17 protein-coding genes are annotated in these 17,068 nt (G+C 68.0%); 11 read left to right on the forward strand and 6 right to left on the reverse strand.

Going from position 1 to position 17,068, the window contains the following annotated elements:
• Position 1: 1 nt before the first annotated feature.
• From D3H54_RS03680 to D3H54_RS03690, 3 genes are read right to left on the reverse strand one after another with little or no spacing between them, the layout of a single operon-like run.
• On the reverse strand, positions 2–787 hold the full coding sequence (locus D3H54_RS03680; protein ID WP_149377911.1) for a class I SAM-dependent methyltransferase: 786 nt from the start codon (positions 785–787) through the stop codon (positions 2–4).
• Positions 780–1,292 (reverse strand): DUF2505 domain-containing protein, encoded by a 513-nt coding sequence (locus tag D3H54_RS03685; RefSeq protein ID WP_149377912.1) that lies wholly within the window; start codon positions 1,290–1,292, stop codon positions 780–782. The genes D3H54_RS03680 and D3H54_RS03685 overlap by 8 nt, the downstream gene beginning before the upstream one ends.
• Before the next feature lie 22 nt (positions 1,293–1,314).
• Positions 1,315–1,821 carry a DUF2505 domain-containing protein gene (locus tag D3H54_RS03690; RefSeq protein WP_149377913.1) on the reverse strand — a complete coding sequence of 169 codons (507 nt, stop codon included), beginning with the start codon at positions 1,819–1,821 and terminating at the stop codon, positions 1,315–1,317.
• A 5-nt stretch (positions 1,822–1,826) separates the two neighbouring features.
• Between D3H54_RS03690 and D3H54_RS03695 the strand changes: the two genes are divergently transcribed.
• The 3 genes from D3H54_RS03695 (at position 1,827) to D3H54_RS03705 (ending at position 5,436) form a co-directional block, all read left to right on the forward strand.
• The gene (locus D3H54_RS03695; protein ID WP_149377914.1) at positions 1,827–2,915 is read left to right on the forward strand and encodes a UDP-N-acetylmuramate dehydrogenase; all 1,089 of its coding nucleotides are present in this window, start codon (positions 1,827–1,829) and stop codon (positions 2,913–2,915) included.
• Positions 2,916–3,035: 120 nt separating this feature from the next.
• Positions 3,036–3,992 (forward strand): hypothetical protein, encoded by a 957-nt coding sequence (locus tag D3H54_RS03700; RefSeq protein WP_149377915.1) that lies wholly within the window; start codon positions 3,036–3,038, stop codon positions 3,990–3,992.
• A gap of 76 nt (positions 3,993–4,068) precedes the next feature.
• Positions 4,069–5,436, forward strand: coding sequence for a L,D-transpeptidase (locus tag D3H54_RS03705; protein WP_149377916.1), 1,368 nt, complete (start codon positions 4,069–4,071; stop codon positions 5,434–5,436).
• Here the strand turns inward: D3H54_RS03705 and D3H54_RS03710 are convergent.
• Positions 5,420–6,169, reverse strand: a complete 750-nt coding sequence (locus D3H54_RS03710) for an SDR family NAD(P)-dependent oxidoreductase (RefSeq protein ID WP_149377917.1) — start codon at positions 6,167–6,169, stop codon at positions 5,420–5,422. The two genes, D3H54_RS03705 and D3H54_RS03710, sit on opposite strands and share 17 nt — an antisense overlap.
• Positions 6,170–6,366: 197 nt before the next feature.
• Between D3H54_RS03710 and D3H54_RS03715 the strand changes: the two genes are divergently transcribed.
• From D3H54_RS03715 to D3H54_RS03740, 6 genes are all read left to right on the forward strand, one after another.
• Positions 6,367–7,698 carry an ROK family protein gene (locus tag D3H54_RS03715; RefSeq protein WP_149377918.1) on the forward strand — a complete coding sequence of 444 codons (1,332 nt, stop codon included), beginning with the start codon at positions 6,367–6,369 and terminating at the stop codon, positions 7,696–7,698.
• A 52-nt stretch (positions 7,699–7,750) separates the two neighbouring features.
• Positions 7,751–9,046, forward strand: a complete 1,296-nt coding sequence (gene mshA, locus D3H54_RS03720; RefSeq protein WP_149383326.1) for a D-inositol-3-phosphate glycosyltransferase — start codon at positions 7,751–7,753, stop codon at positions 9,044–9,046.
• Between the two features lie 32 nt (positions 9,047–9,078).
• A complete protein-coding gene (locus D3H54_RS03725; RefSeq protein ID WP_149383327.1) occupies positions 9,079–9,609 on the forward strand; it encodes a type III secretion system chaperone family protein in 531 nt (176 codons plus the stop codon).
• Between the two features lie 24 nt (positions 9,610–9,633).
• Complete coding sequence (locus D3H54_RS03730; RefSeq protein WP_149377919.1) at positions 9,634–10,380, forward strand: phosphoglyceromutase; 747 nt, start codon at positions 9,634–9,636, stop codon at positions 10,378–10,380.
• A 133-nt stretch (positions 10,381–10,513) separates the two neighbouring features.
• The gene (locus D3H54_RS03735; protein ID WP_149377920.1) at positions 10,514–11,719 is read left to right on the forward strand and encodes a sensor histidine kinase; all 1,206 of its coding nucleotides are present in this window, start codon (positions 10,514–10,516) and stop codon (positions 11,717–11,719) included.
• Positions 11,716–12,402 (forward strand): winged helix-turn-helix domain-containing protein, encoded by a 687-nt coding sequence (locus tag D3H54_RS03740; protein ID WP_149377921.1) that lies wholly within the window; start codon positions 11,716–11,718, stop codon positions 12,400–12,402. Before D3H54_RS03735 ends, D3H54_RS03740 begins: the two co-directional genes overlap by 4 nt.
• 26 nt (positions 12,403–12,428) lie before the next feature.
• On the opposite strand, the gene D3H54_RS03745 is transcribed toward D3H54_RS03740, so the two are convergent.
• Together D3H54_RS03745 and D3H54_RS03750 are read right to left on the reverse strand one after the other, a co-directional pair.
• Positions 12,429–13,808, reverse strand: a complete 1,380-nt coding sequence (locus D3H54_RS03745; RefSeq protein WP_286199099.1) for a sugar transferase — start codon at positions 13,806–13,808, stop codon at positions 12,429–12,431.
• A 350-nt stretch (positions 13,809–14,158) separates the two neighbouring features.
• Positions 14,159–14,980 carry a DUF3109 family protein gene (locus D3H54_RS03750; RefSeq protein WP_210419644.1) on the reverse strand — a complete coding sequence of 274 codons (822 nt, stop codon included), beginning with the start codon at positions 14,978–14,980 and terminating at the stop codon, positions 14,159–14,161.
• A gap of 51 nt (positions 14,981–15,031) precedes the next feature.
• Between D3H54_RS03750 and D3H54_RS03755 the strand changes: the two genes are divergently transcribed.
• Both D3H54_RS03755 and D3H54_RS03760 read left to right on the forward strand, forming a co-directional pair.
• A complete protein-coding gene (locus D3H54_RS03755; protein WP_210419645.1) occupies positions 15,032–16,045 on the forward strand; it encodes a Ppx/GppA family phosphatase in 1,014 nt (337 codons plus the stop codon).
• Positions 16,042–17,067, forward strand: a complete 1,026-nt coding sequence (locus tag D3H54_RS03760; protein WP_149377924.1) for an Rv0497 family membrane protein — start codon at positions 16,042–16,044, stop codon at positions 17,065–17,067. The genes D3H54_RS03755 and D3H54_RS03760 overlap by 4 nt, the downstream gene beginning before the upstream one ends.
• Position 17,068: the final 1 nt, after the last annotated feature.

The following is a 17,068-nucleotide window of genomic DNA, read 5'->3' on the forward strand; positions in this document are numbered from 1 at the left end:
GTCAGCCTACGTCCGGTGCCACCGTCGACCATCCGACGGTGAGCACCGCATCGCGGACCGTGCGGCGCTGTGCCTCGATGGGGACACCGGCCGCACGCAGCTCCGCGAGCATTGCGCGCCAGCGATCACGCGGGCCGAACACCGAATGCCCGGCAGCGCTCGCCCACGCACGGTCCGCCGACGACAGCAGGTCGTGGATGGGCTGGCCCGGAACATTGTGGTGGATAAGCACTTTCGGCAACCGCTCGGCCAAGTCTGACGGGCGGTCGATATGCCGGGGGTCGCATGCCAGCGTCAGGCTCACCGGACCATCGCCGTCCAGCAGCACCCAGCAGCAGCGCCGCCCGAGCTCGTCGCAGGTGCCGTCGACGATCAGACCACCCGGCGCCAGCTGGGCACGCATCTGCGCCCACGCCTGGTCCACCGCCTCTTCGGGGTATTGCCGCAGCACGTTGAACGCCCGCACCAGGACCGGATGCAGGCCGGCGAGTTCGAAACCGCCGACCTTGAACTCGACCCCGTCGATGTCGGGTACCACCCGCTGCGGGTCGATCTCCAGCCCGACGACCCGCACATCGGGCCGGACCGCACGAAGCCGTGCGGCCAATTCCAGTGTGGTGACCGGCAATCGGCCGTACCCCAGGTCGACGATCACCGGGGTGGTGGCCGACTCCAGCGCCGTGCGCACCCGGGGGGAGTTGACCATCCAGCGATCGGCGCGCCGCAGCCGGTTGGCGTTGGTGGTGCCGCGGGTGGGAACGCCCACCGGCCGTGGTGGTCTAGTGATGGCGGGCGATCCACTCGCGGGTGAAATCCCGTTCGTTGTCGAACAATCCGCGCAGACCGTCCAGCACCCACTTCTCGATCTTGCCGCCGACGAGCGGCACGTTGACCTTGCAGAGGCTGCGCAGGCGCAGTTCGCTCCCCGCGCCGGTCTGCTGCAGGACGTACGTGCCGTCGAAGTCCAGCGGGGCGGCGGGCACCAATGCCCGATAGTGTCCGTCGGCCGAGTTCTTCCCGGCGTCGAACGGGTCGAAATGTTGTTCGCGGGTGATGGTGAGCCGCAACGGAACCACCGCGGCGATCATCGACGGCATATCGCGGCGCGACACGGTGTGGGTGAACACGATGTCGGTGCCGTTCGCGTCCGAATGAAAATGCGTCATCGCCGAATCCGTGTGCTGCTGATGCTCGGCGACCAGGTCCTCCCAGTACTCGCGACTGGTGAAGCTCTGGTAGAGCTCGGCGACAGGCTTGTCGAGCCCGATGACGTAGTCCATGCGACGGGACATGAGCCCAACGGTACCTGTGACGTCAGCTGTTCTCGGCGATCCACCTGGTGGTGAATCGCTGCTCGGCGTTCAGCAGGTCGACCAGTTGGTGGCCGATGAAGTTCTCCACCTTGCCACCCACCAGGGGGATGCGTACCTCAACGGTGGCGCGAAAAGCCAACTGCGCCTGCAATTCTGCCGGTGTCAGCTGAGCACTTCCGGTCAACGACACCGGCGCGCCGGGGATGGTGCCGCTGACGGTGGCTTCGGCTGCGCCGTCGACAAGTCCGGTCCAGCTCTCCACGCGGCGAATTTCGAGATCGCCATGGTGGAACTGGGTGACCACGGCCGGCAGCCGGTTGACTCGCAGCACCTGGGTGGTCGCCACGTCGACGCCCCCGTTGGCCGTCAACCGAATTGAGTCGAGCGACGCGTGGTCGGCACCGGAATCGGCCAACCGCGCCAACCAGTACTGCTCGTCGCGCAATGCCTGGTGCACCTGTTCGACGCTGCCCTCGTAGGCGGTGGCCATGTCGAATGAGCGCGGCATAGCTGGTGAGGCTACCGTTACGGGCCGTGGCAGCTGGGAACTCATACGGTGGCGCGGCGGTTGCCGAGAACGTGTCGCTGGCTCCGCTGACCACCCTGCGGGTCGGTCCGGTCGCGCGTCGCCTCATCACCTGCACCACCACCGAGCAGATCGTGGCGACGTTGCGCGCCGTCGATGCCGATACCGACGGCCCGGTTCTGGTGCTGGCCGGCGGTTCCAACGTGGTGATCGCCGACGACCTCACCGATGTGACCGTCGTGCTGCTGGCCAGCCGAACCATCAGCGTCGAGGGTGGGCTGCTTCGCGCCGAAGCCGGCGCGGTCTGGGATGACGTGGTCGTCGCCGCCGTCGCGGCCGGGTTGGGCGGGCTGGAGTGCCTGTCCGGGATCCCGGGATCGGCCGGAGCCACCCCGGTGCAGAACGTCGGCGCCTACGGCGTGGAGGTGGCCGACTACCTGACCCGCGTTCGGCTGCTGGACCGGCGCAGCTCGCTGGTGCGGTGGGTGCCCGCCGCGGATCTCGGCCTCGGTTACCGGCACAGCGACCTGAAGAATTCCACCGACGCGGTGGTGCTGGAGGTGGAGTTCGGCCTGGACACGGACGGTCGCTCGGCGCCGCTGCGGTACGCCGAGCTGACGGCGGCGCTCGGCGTGCCTGCGGGGGAGCGGGCTGCACCCGCCGACGTGCGCACGGCCGTGCTGGCGTTGCGCGCCCGCAAAGGCATGGTGCTCGACGCCGACGACCACGACACCTGGAGCGTCGGATCGTTCTTCACCAATCCCGTCGTCCCCACCGCGCAGTTCGATGAACTGCAGGGCCGTTGGGATGGTCCGGTGCCGCACTACCCGGCCGACGACGGGGTCAAGCTGGCGGCCGGCTGGCTGGTCGAACACGCGGGTTTCGGCAAGGGTTACCCCGGCCCGGGCGGTGCGCCGTGCCGGCTGTCGACCAAGCATGCGCTGGCGTTGACCAACCGCGGCGGTGCGACGACCGCCGACGTCCTGGCGCTGGCCCGCACGGTCCGCGACGGTGTGCGCGACAGCTTCGGCATCACTCTGGTGCAGGAACCGGTGCTGGTCGGCTGCTCGCTGTAGGCACTTCCGGCGCCGGGTCCACGAATATTCTGATAATTAACCCGCGCGACGAAAAATGGGGAGAATGGTGGGTGTCAGCCCGCCAACGGGTTTGCTTAGATCATCTACGGGGGATGTGAAATGGCCACTGCCAGCACCAAAACTGTCAATCGCGGACGCAATCGCACACTGGGGGTCAAGACGTGGCTGGGCGCGGGGGCACTGACCCTCGGCGTCGGCGCCGCGCTGGCCGGAGCGACTGCTGTCGCGTCAGCTGATACCGGCGGCCATTCGGCGTCGGGTTCGGCCTCCTCGAGCTCATCCACCAAGTCCGATGCCGGACCCAAGCGCAGCGTGGCCACCTCGGCCCGGACGGTCGCCAAGGTGACGACGGCTCCCTCGAGCGCAGCCGCCTCGAAGCCGGCCGCCGGCGTCAAGCCCGCCGGCAAGACCGCCAGCGCCAACGCGAGCCTTCCGCCGATCAACCAGACCATCGACACACCGTTCGGTCCGATCTCGTTCGTCGCGAACGTGTCCGCGCCGACCCCGCCTGACAGCGGGCCGGTGGCGATCGACGTCACCGCGAAGACTCCGCTCGGCGGCGCCAAGTTCTCGATCGGCGGAACGTCGACATTCACGACGACACCCACGCCGACCAGCACGACGGCGTTGACCGACGGGACCCTCCAACTGCCGCCCGCGGTGGCATTCGCCGCCAGCGCGGCCGGGGCGTTTGTCGGTGCCGGGCTCAGCGCGGCCGACAGCCTGAAGACCTTCGTCGCCGCGGCGCAAAGCGGAAACATCGCGGGGGCGTTCGTCGCCTGGGCCGCGGCCGCGCCGAAGTTCACGAACGCTCTGCTGTTCGGCACCAGCACCCTCGACCTGCCGATTCCGACCGGCGGGACAGGTCCGGCCATCGTGGCGCACATCCCCGTCGGCGGGTTCTTCTCCCCGGCGCGATCGCTGTCGGTGAGCTGGGACGAGTTCAGCACCGTCCAGTCCGGCGTGACGATCAAGCTGGCGGCCGGTGACATCGTGTTTGCGGGATCGAAGTTTGGCGGCGCAGCGCCGGCGTTCCTGGCGATCTTCGGCCTCTGATCTCGGCCACGGTGGGGCGAAGCCCACACTCCGTCGATTAGCAGCCGGGCGGCTGGGTTCCGTATCTTGGATTGACGTGAGCCCAGCCGACCGACCGCCGATCAACCGGCGACGCGCTTTGGCAGCGCTGGCGATCGGCGTTGCCGCGCCCAGTGCGCTGGCGGCATGCGTCAGCGGGCCTGGCAAACAGGCCGCCAAGCAGGGACCCCCGCCGAAGGCGTCGCTGACCTTCACCCCGGCCAACGATGCCAAGGATGTGCTGCCAACGACCCCGGTGAGCCTCGAGGTCAAAGACGGCTGGCTGCAGCACGTCGCGCTGACCAATGTGGACGGCAAGCCCGTGGGCGGCACGCTCAACCGCGATCGCACCACGTTCACCGTCACCGAACCGCTGGGCTACGGCGCGTCCTACACCTGGGCCGGTTCGGCGGTCGGACGTGACGGGCAGGCTGTGCCGATCGCCGCGGCGTTCACCACGATCAATCCCACCAAACAGGTCAACGGCCAGTTCCAGCTGTCCGACGGGCAGACCGTCGGCGTGGCCGCGCCGATCATCCTGCAGTTCGACGCGGCGATCGACGACGAGCACAAACCGGATGTCGAAAAGGCGCTGACGGTCACCACCACGCCGCCCAACGAGGGCAGCTGGGCCTGGCTGCCCGACGAGGTGGGCGGCTCGCGGGTGCACTGGCGCACCAAGGAGTACTACCAACCGGGAACCAAGGTCCACGTCGACGCGCGCCTCTACGGGGTGAAGTTCGGCGACGACTCCTTCGGCGCGACGGACTCGACGCTGGACTTCGAGATCGGCCGCCGCCAGGTGGTCAAGGCCGATGCGACGTCGCACCGCATCCAGGTGATCACCGACGAGGGCGTGATCATGGACTTCCCGTGCAGCTACGGCGAAGCCGACAAGCCCCGCAACGTGACCCGCAGCGGCATCCACGTCGTCAGCGAGAAGTACGCCGACTTCTACATGACCAACCAGGCTGCCGGATATTCGAATGTCCATGAGCGCTGGGCGGTTCGGATCTCCAACAATGGCGAGTTCATCCACGCCAACCCGGCGAGCTCCGGCGCGCAGGGCAATACCAACGTCACCAACGGCTGCATCAACCTGTCCACCGGCGACGCCGAGCAGTACTTCGGCACCGCCGTGTACGGCGACCCGGTCGAGGTGACCGGCACGTCGATCCAGCTGTCCTACGCCGACGGCGACATCTGGGACTGGGCGGTGGACTGGAACGAGTGGAAGTCGATGTCGGCGCTGTCCGATACACAGCCCGAGACCAGCATCCCGAGCACCGCACCGGCCACCCCGACCGACGCGCCGACCCTGTCCGGCACGCCCACGACGACGACGCCGGCACCGGCGAGTTCATCCTCGAGCTCCACCTCGTCCTCGACCCCGACGACGACCGGTACGGCTACGAGCGGCGGTTGAACCGGCTCGCGCTGGCCTGATCGCGGGGCCGCAGCACGATCTGGTCCAGGTTGACGTGCGACGGACGTGACGCGACGAAGCCGATCACCTCGGCAACGTCGGCGGCGACCAGCGGGGTGATTCCCGAGTAGACCGCGTCGGCGCGCTGTTCGTCGCCGCCGAAGCGCACCAGCGAGAACTCCGTCTCCACCGCGCCGGGCGCAATTTCGGTGAGCCGCACTGGTTTTCCGAGGAGTTCGCCGCGCAGCGTCCGGTGCAGAGCGCCCTGGGCATGCTTGGCGGCGGTGTATCCGCCCCCGTTGTCATAGACCTCGAGCGCGGCGATCGAGGTGACGGTGACGATCAATCCGTCACCGGACTCGACGAGCTTGGGCAGCAATGCCCGCGTCACCCGCAGCGTCCCGAGGACGTTGGTCTCCCACATCCAGCGCCAGTTGTCCAAGTTCGCCTCGGCGATCGGTTCCAGTCCTTTGGCGCCGCCGGCATTGTTGACCAGGACGTCGACCCGCGGCACGCTGTCCGCCAACGCGGCGACGGCGGCATCATCTGTGACGTCGGCCACAATGGCGGTGCCGCCGATCTCGTCGGCCAGCCGCTGGATGCGGTCGGCCCTGCGCGCTACCGCGACCACGTGAAATCCAAGGGCGGCAAGACTTTTCGAGGTCGCCTCGCCGATGCCGGAGCTCGCCCCGGTCACTACCGCTACACGGGAATGGGCGTCTGGAGTGATCATCGAACCAACTCTAGTAACTGTGCTAAATTCCCAACGTGATCCGAATCGGTCTGACCAGTTGTCTGGTCGCGCACACCGCGTGTTGTTGTCACGCGACTCGCTGCGCCTGACCCGACCGGACTTTCTTCTTTCGTCCCGCTCACGTCGCCAGGTGTGGCATATGCCCCCCACCTGAAGACTCGAGAAGGACACCCCAAATGCGTACCGTCGCCCTTTCTTCCCACGATTCGCTCCGTACTTCCGCCCATGACGCGGCCCGCATCGCCGCCCATGACGCGGCCCGCGTAGGAGCCCGCCCGCATCCCCTGCGCACCCGCCACCACATCGTGGCCCCGTCGCTGCGGATCCCCGACGCGGCTGCCGCATCGGTTTTCGCGGCGGTTCGCCAACGTGGCGCCATCGGCCGCGATGTGATCGCCCAGGTCACCAACCTGTCGATCGCCACGGTGAACCGCCAGGTCACCGCCCTGCTGGATGCCGGGATTCTGCGTGAGCGAGCCGATCTGGCCGTGTCGGGCGCGATCGGCCGCCCCCGCGTTCCGGTCGAGGTCCATCATGAGCCGTTCCTGACCCTCGGCATCCACATCGGCGCGCGCACCACCAACATCGTCGCGACCGACTTGCTCGGCCGCACCCTGGACGCGGTCGAGACCCCGACGCCGCGCGGCGGTCAGGCTGCCGCACTGGCGTCGTTGGCCGGCAGCGCCCGTCGTTACCTGAGCCGCTGGCATCGCCGCCGTCCGTTGTGGATCGGCGTGGCGATCGGTGGCGTGGTCGACAGCGGCACCGGACATGTCGACCACAGCCGGTTGGGCTGGACGCAGGCTCCCGTCGGCCCGGTGCTCGCCGAGGCGTTGGGCCTGCCGGTCTCGGTGGCATCCCACGTGGACGCGATGGCCGGCGCCGAACTGCTGCTCGGTCTGCGTCGTCCGCCGGCTCAGGCGTCGAGCAGCCTGTACGTCTACGCGCGTGAGACCGTCGGGTTCGCTTTGGTGATCGGCGGCCGGGTGCACAGCCCGATCAGCGGCCCGGGCACCATTGCCGCGCTCCCGGTGACCTCCGAATTGCTTGGCGGCAGTGGGCAATTGGAGTCGACTGTCAGCGACGAGGCGGTGCTTGCCGCAGCCCGCAAGCGCGGCATCGTGCCCGGTTCCGGGCCGGGCGCGTCGATGACCACGCTGCTGCGCACCGCCCGCCAGGGCGATACGCCGACGGCGGTCGGCGCCCGAGAACTGCTGGCCGAGCGGGCCCGCGTTCTGGGCGGCGCGGTGGCGCTGCTGCGCGACATGCTCAACCCCGACGACCTGGTGGTCGGCGGCCAGGCCTTCACCGAATACCCCGAAGGCATGCAACTCGTCGAGGCTGCGTTCGCCGAACGGTCGGTGCTGCCGGACCGCGATATCCGGGTGACCGCGTTCGGCAACCGGGTGCAGGAAGCCGGCGCCGGGATCGTCTCACTGGGCGGCTTGTACGCCGACCCGATCGGCGCGCTGAGACGGGCGCAGAACCGTCGCGAAGCCGCGGTGTAAAGATGGAGGCGTGCGGCACGCCCGGGAACTGAGCGACAGCTCGACCGATCCGATGCCGCGGCGCGTCGCGGTGTTGTCGGTGCACACCTCCCCGCTGGCTCAGCCCGGGACCGGTGACGCCGGCGGAATGAACGTCTACGTACTCCAGACCGCGCTGCACATGGCCCGGCGCGGGGTGGAGGTGGAGATCTTCACCCGGGCGACGTCGTCGTCGGATCAGCCGCTGGTCCGGGTGGCGCCCGGGGTTCTGGTGCGCAACGTCGTGGCGGGGCCCTTCGAGGGACTCGACAAGTACGACCTGCCCACCCAGCTCTGCGCGTTCACCGCCGGAGTGCTGCGCGCCGAGGCCAACCACGAGCCCGGCTACTACGACATCGTGCATTCGCATTATTGGCTCTCCGGCCAGGTCGGCTGGCTGGCCCGTGACCGGTGGGCGGTTCCGCTGGTGCACACCGCCCACACGCTGGCCGCGGTGAAGAACGCCGCACTTGCCGATGGCGACTCGCCGGAGCCACCGCTGCGCGCGGTGGGCGAACAGCAGGTGGTCGACGAGGCCGACCGGCTGGTCGTCAACACCGAAGATGAAGCGCGACAGCTTATTTCGCTGCACAACGCCGACCCGCGGCGGATCGATGTGGTGTACCCGGGTGTCGACCTGGAAACGTTCACCCCTGGCGACCGGCGCACCGCGCGGGCGGCGCTCGGCCTGCCTGACGGCGAGCGCGTGGTCGCCTTCGTCGGGCGTATCCAGCCGCTCAAGGCGCCCGATGTGCTGCTGCGTGCCGCTGCCCGGCTGCCCGGCGTGCGGGTGCTGGTGGCCGGCGGTCCCTCGGGCAGCGGGCTGGCGGCACCGGATGCGCTGGTGGGTCTTGCCCGCGAACTGGGTATGGCAGATCGGGTGACATTCCTCCCGCCCCAGTCGCGCGAGCAGTTGGTCAACGTCTACCGCGCCGCCGATCTGGTCGCCGTGCCCAGCTATTCGGAGTCGTTCGGTCTGGTCGCGGTGGAGGCGCAGGCCTGCGGGACGCCGGTGGTCGCCGCCGCGGTCGGCGGTCTGCCGGTGGCGGTGGCCGACGGAGTCAGCGGTGCGCTGGTCGCCGGCCACGAGCCCGGCCAGTGGGCCGACGCGATCGCCGAGCTGCTGGCCCGCGACCCCGATGAGCTAAGCCGAGCGGCCGTCGCGCATGCGCAGGGGTTCTCCTGGGCGCACACCGTCGATGGGTTGCTGACCAGCTACGGCCACGCGATCGACGACTACGCCAGCGCCCGGCGCCGTCGCGCGGCCGGTGACGCACTGGCCAAGCGCAACGGGCGGCGCTGGTCGATGCGGCGGGGTGTGCGGTTGTGAATGGCGAGCGAGAAGCCGAAGGCGGATCGCGCATCGGCGCAGCAGACGTCCACCAGCTCATCGAGAAGGCACTGGACGAGCACGGGCTGGTCTACACCCGCCACGAAGGCGCCCACGGCGGGTTGCCGGGACTGATCGTCGAGCTGCCGGGGGAGCGCAAGCTCACGACCAACACCCTGCTGAGCGTCGGTGAGCATTCGGTGCGCGTCGAGGCATTCGTCTGCCGGCAGCCCGACGAGAACCACCAGGGCGTCTACCGGTTCCTGCTCAAGCGCAACCGCCGGCTCTACGGAGTGGCCTACACACTGGACAACACCGGCGATATCTATCTGATCGGGCGGATGGGGCTGGAGTCGGTGACCGCCGACGAACTGGACCGGGTGCTCGGCCAGGTGCTCGAAGCCGTCGACACCGACTTCAACACCCTGCTGGAACTGGGCTTCAAGTCGTCCATCCAGAAGGAGTGGGCGTGGCGGGTGTCGCGCGGCGAATCGCTGAAGAACCTGAAGGCCTTCGAGCACCTGATCGACGACGACAGGAACGGGAACGGCCGCGACCACTGATCGGGGTCGTGAGAGTATTTCGGCATGGCTGACTCCACACTGATTCTGCTGCGGCACGGCGAAAGCGAATGGAACGCGCTGAACCTGTTCACCGGCTGGGTGGACGTCGATCTCACCGACAAGGGTCGCGCTGAGGCGGTACGCGGCGGCAAGCTGATGGCCGAGCAGGGACTGCTGCCCGACGTGCTGTACACCTCGCTGCTGCGCCGCGCGATCACCACCGCCCACTTGGCGTTGGACGCCGCCGACCGGCTGTGGATCCCGGTGACCCGCAACTGGCGGCTCAACGAGCGGCACTACGGCGCGCTGCAGGGCCTCGACAAGGCCGAGACCAAGGAAAAGTACGGCGAGGACCAGTTCATGCTGTGGCGACGCAGCTACGACACGCCGCCGCCGCCCATCGAGAGGGGCAGCAAGTACAGCCAGGACGCCGACCCGCGTTACGCCGACATCGACGGCGGCCCGCTGACCGAATGCCTGGCCGACGTCGTGGCCCGCTTCGTTCCGTACTTCACCGAGACGATCGTTCCGGATCTGCAAGCAGGTAAGACGGTGCTGATGGTCGCGCACGGCAACTCGTTGCGGGCCCTGGTCAAATATCTGGACAACATGTCCGACGCCGACGTCGTGGGCCTGAACATCCCGACCGGCATTCCGCTGCGCTACGACCTGGACGCCGATCTGAAGCCGCGGGTGCCGGGCGGCACCTACCTGGATCCCGAGGCCGCCGCCGCCGGCGCGGCCGCGGTTGCCAGCCAGGGCGCCAAGTAACTCCGGTGGTCACCCCGGATTTGGCAAACACGGGGTAAACGGGGGCGGAATACATGCGCGCTGGGAGTGTGACGTGTACCGATTTGGCTGCACGCTGCTGGGATGACGTTCACCGGATGCGTACCCTTTTCCTGTGAGTGTTGGCTCGGTGGTAGTGCTGGCCACCGTCGCGGCGCTGGTAGCGCTTGCTTGCGGACTCGGAATCGGGGCCGCACTCACCCCACGGATCATGGAGCGCAGGCAGCGCCGCGCGATCACCGAAGCCGGCATCACCGTGTCGCAGATGTTGCAGCATGTCGTGTCGCTGGCGCCGATCGGGATGGTGGTCGTCGACTCGCATCGCGACGTGGTGTTCATCAATGACCGCGCCACCGAACTCGGCATCGTGCGGGACCGCCAGCTCGACGAGCGGGCCTGGACGGCCGCCCAAAGTGTCTTGGCCACCGGTGAGGGCGTCGAGGTCGACCTGTCTCAGCCGCAGCGCGCGGCGGCGGGTAGGTCGGGGCTGTCTGTTCGCGGGCACGTGCGCCTGCTGAGCAAGCAGGATCCCCGCTTCGTCGTGGTCTACGTCGACGACCAGTCCGAGCAGGCCCGCATGGAAGCCAGCCGGCGTGACTTCGTGGCCAACGTCAGCCACGAACTCAAGACCCCGGTGGCCGCGATGGGCGTGCTGGCCGAGGCGCTGCTGGAGTCGGGCGACGATGCCGAGACGGTGCGACACTTCGGCAAGAAGATCCTCACCGAATCTCAGCGGCTGGCGAACATGGTCCGCGAGCTGATCGAACTGTCCCGCCTGCAAGGCGCCGAGCCGCTTCCCGACCTCGACAGTGTCGACGTGGATTCGGTTGTCAGCGAAGCTATTTCGCGGCACAAGGTGGCCGCCGACAATGCCGACATCGCGGTGACCACCGACGCGCCGAGTGGGTTCCGGGTGTTGGGCGACCAGTCGTTGTTGGTCACCGCGCTGGCCAACCTGATCTCCAACGCGATCGCCTACTCACCGGACGGATCGAAGGTGTCGATCAGTCGCCGTCGTCGCGGCGACAACATCGAGATCGCCGTCACCGACCGGGGTATCGGGATCGCCCGCGCAGATCAGGAGCGGGTGTTCGAACGGTTCTTCCGGGTCGACAAGGCCCGCTCACGGGCCACCGGCGGTACCGGCCTGGGGCTGGCAATCGTCAAACACGTGGCGGCCAATCACAACGGCAGCATCCGGCTGTGGAGCCAGCCGGGCACCGGCTCGACGTTCACCCTGTCCATTCCCGCCTATCCAGATACCGATGACGACGAAACGGCCGACCTTTCGGCCATTGACGAGGAGGCACTACGCCAATGACCAACGTGTTGATCGTGGAAGACGAAGAATCGCTGGCCGACCCACTGGCTTTCCTGCTGCGCAAGGAGGGGTTCGAGGCCACCGTGGTCGGCGACGGCCCGTCGGCGCTGGCGGAATTCGACCGGTCGGGGGCCGACATCGTGCTGCTCGATCTGATGCTGCCGGGCATGACCGGCACCGACGTGTGTAAGCAGCTGCGGGCCCGCTCCAGCGTGCCGGTGATCATGGTGACCGCCCGCGACAGCGAGATCGACAAGGTCGTCGGCCTGGAACTCGGCGCCGACGACTACGTCACGAAGCCGTACTCAGCCCGCGAACTGATCGCCCGCATCCGGGCGGTGCTGCGCCGCGGCAGCGATACCGAGGACTCCGGAATCGGCGACGCGATCCTGGAGGCCGGCCCGGTCCGGATGGATGTCGAGCGGCACGTCGTGACCGTCGCCGGTGAACCGATTACCCTGCCGCTCAAGGAATTCGACCTGCTCGAGTACTTGATGCGCAACAGCGGACGGGTGCTGACCCGCGGTCAGCTCATCGACCGGGTCTGGGGTGCGGACTACGTGGGGGATACCAAGACCCTCGACGTCCACGTCAAGCGTCTGCGCTCGAAGATCGAAGCCGATCCCGCGAACCCGGTGCATCTGGTCACCGTGCGCGGTCTGGGCTACAAGCTGGAGGGCTAACCGCGCGGCCGCCACCGCGGCTGGGTCTAGTAGGCGCCTTCGCCGCTCAGGACCGTCTTGATGGTCTTGGCGATGATCACCAGATCGCGGATGGGCGACCAGTTTTCGATGTAGCTGAGATCGAGGCGGACGGCGTCCTCAAGGGGAAGGTCGGACCGTCCGCTGACCTGCCAGAGGCCGGTCAGCCCGGGCTTCACCGTCAGCCGCCTGCGGACCAGATCGTCGTACGAGTCGACCTCACGGCGCACCTGCGGGCGCGGCCCCACCACGCTCATGTCCCCGCGCAGCACATTGATGAACTGCGGTAGTTCGTCGATGCTGTACTTGCGAATGATCTTGCCCACCTGCGTGATCCGCGGATCGTTCTTGTCTTTCCAGAACACCGGATCGCTGCCGGCGGCGGCAATCATCGCCGGCGCTTCTGTGTCGGCACCGTCGACCATGCTACGGAACTTCAGCATCTTGAACGTGGTGCCCTTGAACCCGATTCGTTCGGAGGCGTAGAACACCGGTCCGGGGCCGGAGAGCCGCACCGCGAGCGCGGCGAGGAAGAACACCGGCGCCATGACCGTCATCGCGACGAGGGTGAACACGACATCGAACACCCGCTTGGCGGCCGAGTTGGCGCCGTCGTACTGGGGTTTGGTCACCTCGAACATCGCCATGCCTGCGACGGGTCGGCTGTGCAGCCGATCTTCGGCGACGTCGACCAGTCCGGGGGCGATCATGAGGTCCACGCCGAGTGAATCGAGTTCCCAGATCAGCCGGCGGATCTCGGTGGGATGCAGATGATCGGTGGCGGCCAGTGCGACGGTGTGGGCACTGGTGCGGCGGACGGCGTCGGCGATCGCCTGGTCGATGCCCACGATCGGGATGTGGCGTCCGTCGACGTCGATTCCGTCGTCCTGTGCGGTTGGTCCGGCGGGCGTGCAGATGCCCACGACGCGGTAGCCGGCGCCGGGATCGCGCACGAAGTTGGTGGCGACGTCGGCGGCGGTCCTCGCGCTGCCCACGACGAGCACGGAGATCTGGTGCTCCGCACGGCGGAGTTCGGCGGCCGCCACCCGGCGCCAACACATCCGGCTCGCCAGGAGGCCGAGTAGGCCGGCCGAGAAGACGATGGCGAGATACGTGCGTGACACGTCGACGTGCAGGAGCAGCGCACCGATCGCGATCAGTCCGAAAAGCTGGAGTGTGGCGAGGATGACGCTCAGGTACTCACCGACATCGCGGCCCACCACCCGGCGGGCGCGGTATCCGGCGAGGCCGAGCGCGGCCATCCACAGGGCGGCCAGGGTCGCTGAGCCCACGGCGTAGGTCAGCAGGGCAGCGGGATGGCCGGCGAACAGTGTCACCGTCGCGATGGCCGACGCCAGGCAAATGACGGCGGCATCGCTGAGGATCAACCGTTTGGAGTGGCGGAAGCGCCGGGTCTCGCGCCGCGACGCCTGCGCCCGCTGCCAGAGAGGCGGGATGCTGTTCTCGTCAAATAACGCTGAGGTCGAGTTTTGGCGAAGATTCTTCGGACAGCTGTTGCCGACTGAAATCTGGTTATCAGACTGTTCAGCCAACACAGCGAAGATCAGCTCCCATAGTCGTCCAACTGCTATTTACAGCACCGTAACCCCACTTAGGGAACACCGCAACCTTAACGGGAGATGACGAAGATCACGAGTTTCGTACAGAGTGATGCAGAACTAGCAAAGATCGCTGCTAGTGCGCGGGGCAGCGGGGCCGCCAGGGCGTTATATTCGCGCTACTGCGCAGCCCGGGTGGCCGGGTGGATGGCGATCAACGGGAAGCCGCCACGCCGCCGGCACATCGCCGCCAACTCCGAATACGCCTTCTCACCGAGCAACTCGGTCAGCTCCGGGGCGTAGGACTGCCACACCTGCTTGGCGCCGACGTGGGCGGCCGGGTCGCCGGTGCAGTACCAGTGCAGGTCGGCACCGCCTTCGCCCCAGCCGCGCCGGTCGTATTCGGTGATCGTGGATTTCAGGATCTCCGAGCCGTCCGGCCGGGTGATCCACTCCTGGATGCGCCGGATGGGGAGCTGCCAGCACACCTCGGGCTTCATGGTCAGCGGCTCGACCCCGAGCTTGAGGGCCTTGGTGTGCAGCGCGCAGCCGATGCCGGTCGGGAAGCCCGGCCGGTTGAGGAAGATGCAGGCGCCCTTGTATTTGCGGGTGCGAAGGCTCGGTTTGTCGTCGAACTCGTCCATCTCGAGGTAGCCCTTGCGGCCCAGCCCTTTGTCCCGGAACTGCCAATCCTCGTCGGTCAGGTGCTTGACGGCGTCGTCGAGGTTGGCGCGGTCGTCGTCGTCGGACAGGAACGCCCCGTGCGAACAGCAACCGTCGTCCGGTCGGCCCTCGACGGTGCCCTTGCAGGCCGGCGTGCCGAACACGCACGTCCAATTCGACAGCAGCCAAGTCAAATCCGCGGCGATCAGATGTTCCGGGTTGTCCGGGTCGTAGAACTCCACCCACTCGCGGGGGAAGTCCAGGTCAACTTCGCCAGGGTGCGCATCCGTCACAGCGCCCAACCGTAGTCCAAGTGCGCGCGACCTTCGCGGTGGCATTTGCCCCATGTCGCAGGTGCCGCGCAGGGAACGCAGGCTAGTTTTGTTCACGTGCGATTAGGCGTGCTCGACGTGGGCAGCAACACAGTTCATCTGCTGGTGGTCGATGCCCACCGCGGCGGGCATCCAACTCCGATGAGCTCGACCAAAGCCGCGCTGCGGCTCGCCGAGGCGATCGACGACTCGGGCAAGCTCACCCGCCGCGGTGCCGACAAGCTGATCGACACCATCGACGAGTTCGCGAAGATCGCGGCCAGCTCGGGCTGCGCGGACCTGATGGCCTTCGCCACCTCGGCGGTGCGCGACGCCAAGAATTCCGAGGATGTACTGGCGCGGGTGCTCGCCGAAACCGGGGTGAACCTGCAGGTCCTGTCCGGTTCCAACGAGTCGCGGCTGACGTTCCTGGCGGTGCGCCGCTGGTACGGCTGGAGCGCGGGCCGCATCATCAACCTCGACATCGGCGGCGGCTCGCTGGAGCTGTCCAACGGCGTGGACGAGGCTCCGGAGGTGGCGATGTCGCTGCCGTTGGGCGCCGGCCGGCTCACCCGCGAGTGGCTCCCGGACGACCCGCCAGGCCGCCGCCGCGTCGCGATGCTGCGCGACTGGCTGGACAACGAGCTGGCCGAGGCCAGTGCGTTCGTCCTGGACGCCGGCCCCCCCGACCTCGCGGTCGCGACGTCGAAGACATTCCGATCGCTGGCGCGGCTCACCGGCGCGGCCCCGTCGGGTGCCGGTCCCAGGGTCAAACGAACGCTGACCCTCAACGGCCTGAGGCAGCTCATATCTTTCATCTCTAGGATGACCACGACAGATCGTGCCGAGTTGGAGGGAGTCAGTGCCGAGCGGGCGCCACAGATAGTGGCCGGTGCTCTGGTGGCGGAGGCGAGCATGCGAGCACTGTCATTGGAATCCGTGGACATCTGCCCGTGGGCGTTGCGCGAGGGTCTGATCCTGCGCCGACTCGACAGTGAAGCTGACGGAACTGCCCTGGTGGAGACCGCCGTGGGGGATGCTGGAAGCAAGAATTTTGATCGGTCGACTGCCCGATCGAGAGGCACACGATGACAGCACCAGATGACAGCGAGAACAGCCGGCCCATCTCGGTGGCCGAGCTGCTCGCCAAGAACGGAACGATCGGCTCACCGCCGGTCGGTGGGCGCCGCCGTCGTCGTCGCGGCAACAGTGACGCCGTGACTGTCGCCGAATTGACCGGCGAGATCCCGATCATTCGGACCGGCGAAATGCCGGTCGTGCGTGAGGACCCCGTCGTGCGTGAGGACCCCGTCGCGCATGAGGACGAGGTCGCCGAGGAGCCGGTCGAGCAGGAGCCGCCCGCTCAGGCGCCGGCCGCCACCAACGGCTCGGCTGCCGCCACCGAGGTGGTCGAGAACGACGAGCCGCTCGAACAAGAGGAATACCAGGACGAAGCGCCCGCGCGGCCGTTCGGCGGGCCGCCACCGCGCTCGGACAGCCCGCTACCGCGGCGTGAGCAGCGCCCGGAACGTGCCAACGACCCGCGCCCGCTGCGTAGGTCCGAACCCACCCCCGTCGACGAATCGGACTCCGGCGCCGAGCAGATGGCGTTCGACCCGGTCGATGAGGCGGCGCCCGTCCTCGACCTGACCGCCGACGAACAGGTCGACGAAGCCGCCGAGCTGCAGTCGTATCTGCGGTCCTCTGCCGGCGCCCTGTTCAGCGGTCAGACCGTCGCTGACGATCTCGCCCGCCGCGGTGTGGCCGTCGACGAGCACGACGGCGACGCGGCATCGGCAGACCTCGACGCCCAGGCCGCCCAGGACGAGGACTATCCACGCGAAGGCAAGCTCACGGCGCTCTGGCGCGGCCTGCTCGTCGCCGGGCAGTCGATCCTGGCCGTCGCGTTCGGCGCCGGGCTGTTCATCGCGTTCGACCAGCTGTGGCGGTGGAACAACATCGTCGCGCTGGTGCTTTCGGTGTTGGTCATCCTCGGTTTGGTGATCGCCGTCCGAATCGTCCGTAAAACCGAGGACATCGCCAGCACGCTGATCGCCGTGGCGGTCGGTGCGCTGGTGACGCTCGGACCGCTGGCGCTGTTGCAATCGACCTGAT

The organism is Mycobacterium sp. ELW1, assembly GCF_008329905.1.
Taxonomy (GTDB): domain Bacteria; phylum Actinomycetota; class Actinomycetes; order Mycobacteriales; family Mycobacteriaceae; genus Mycobacterium.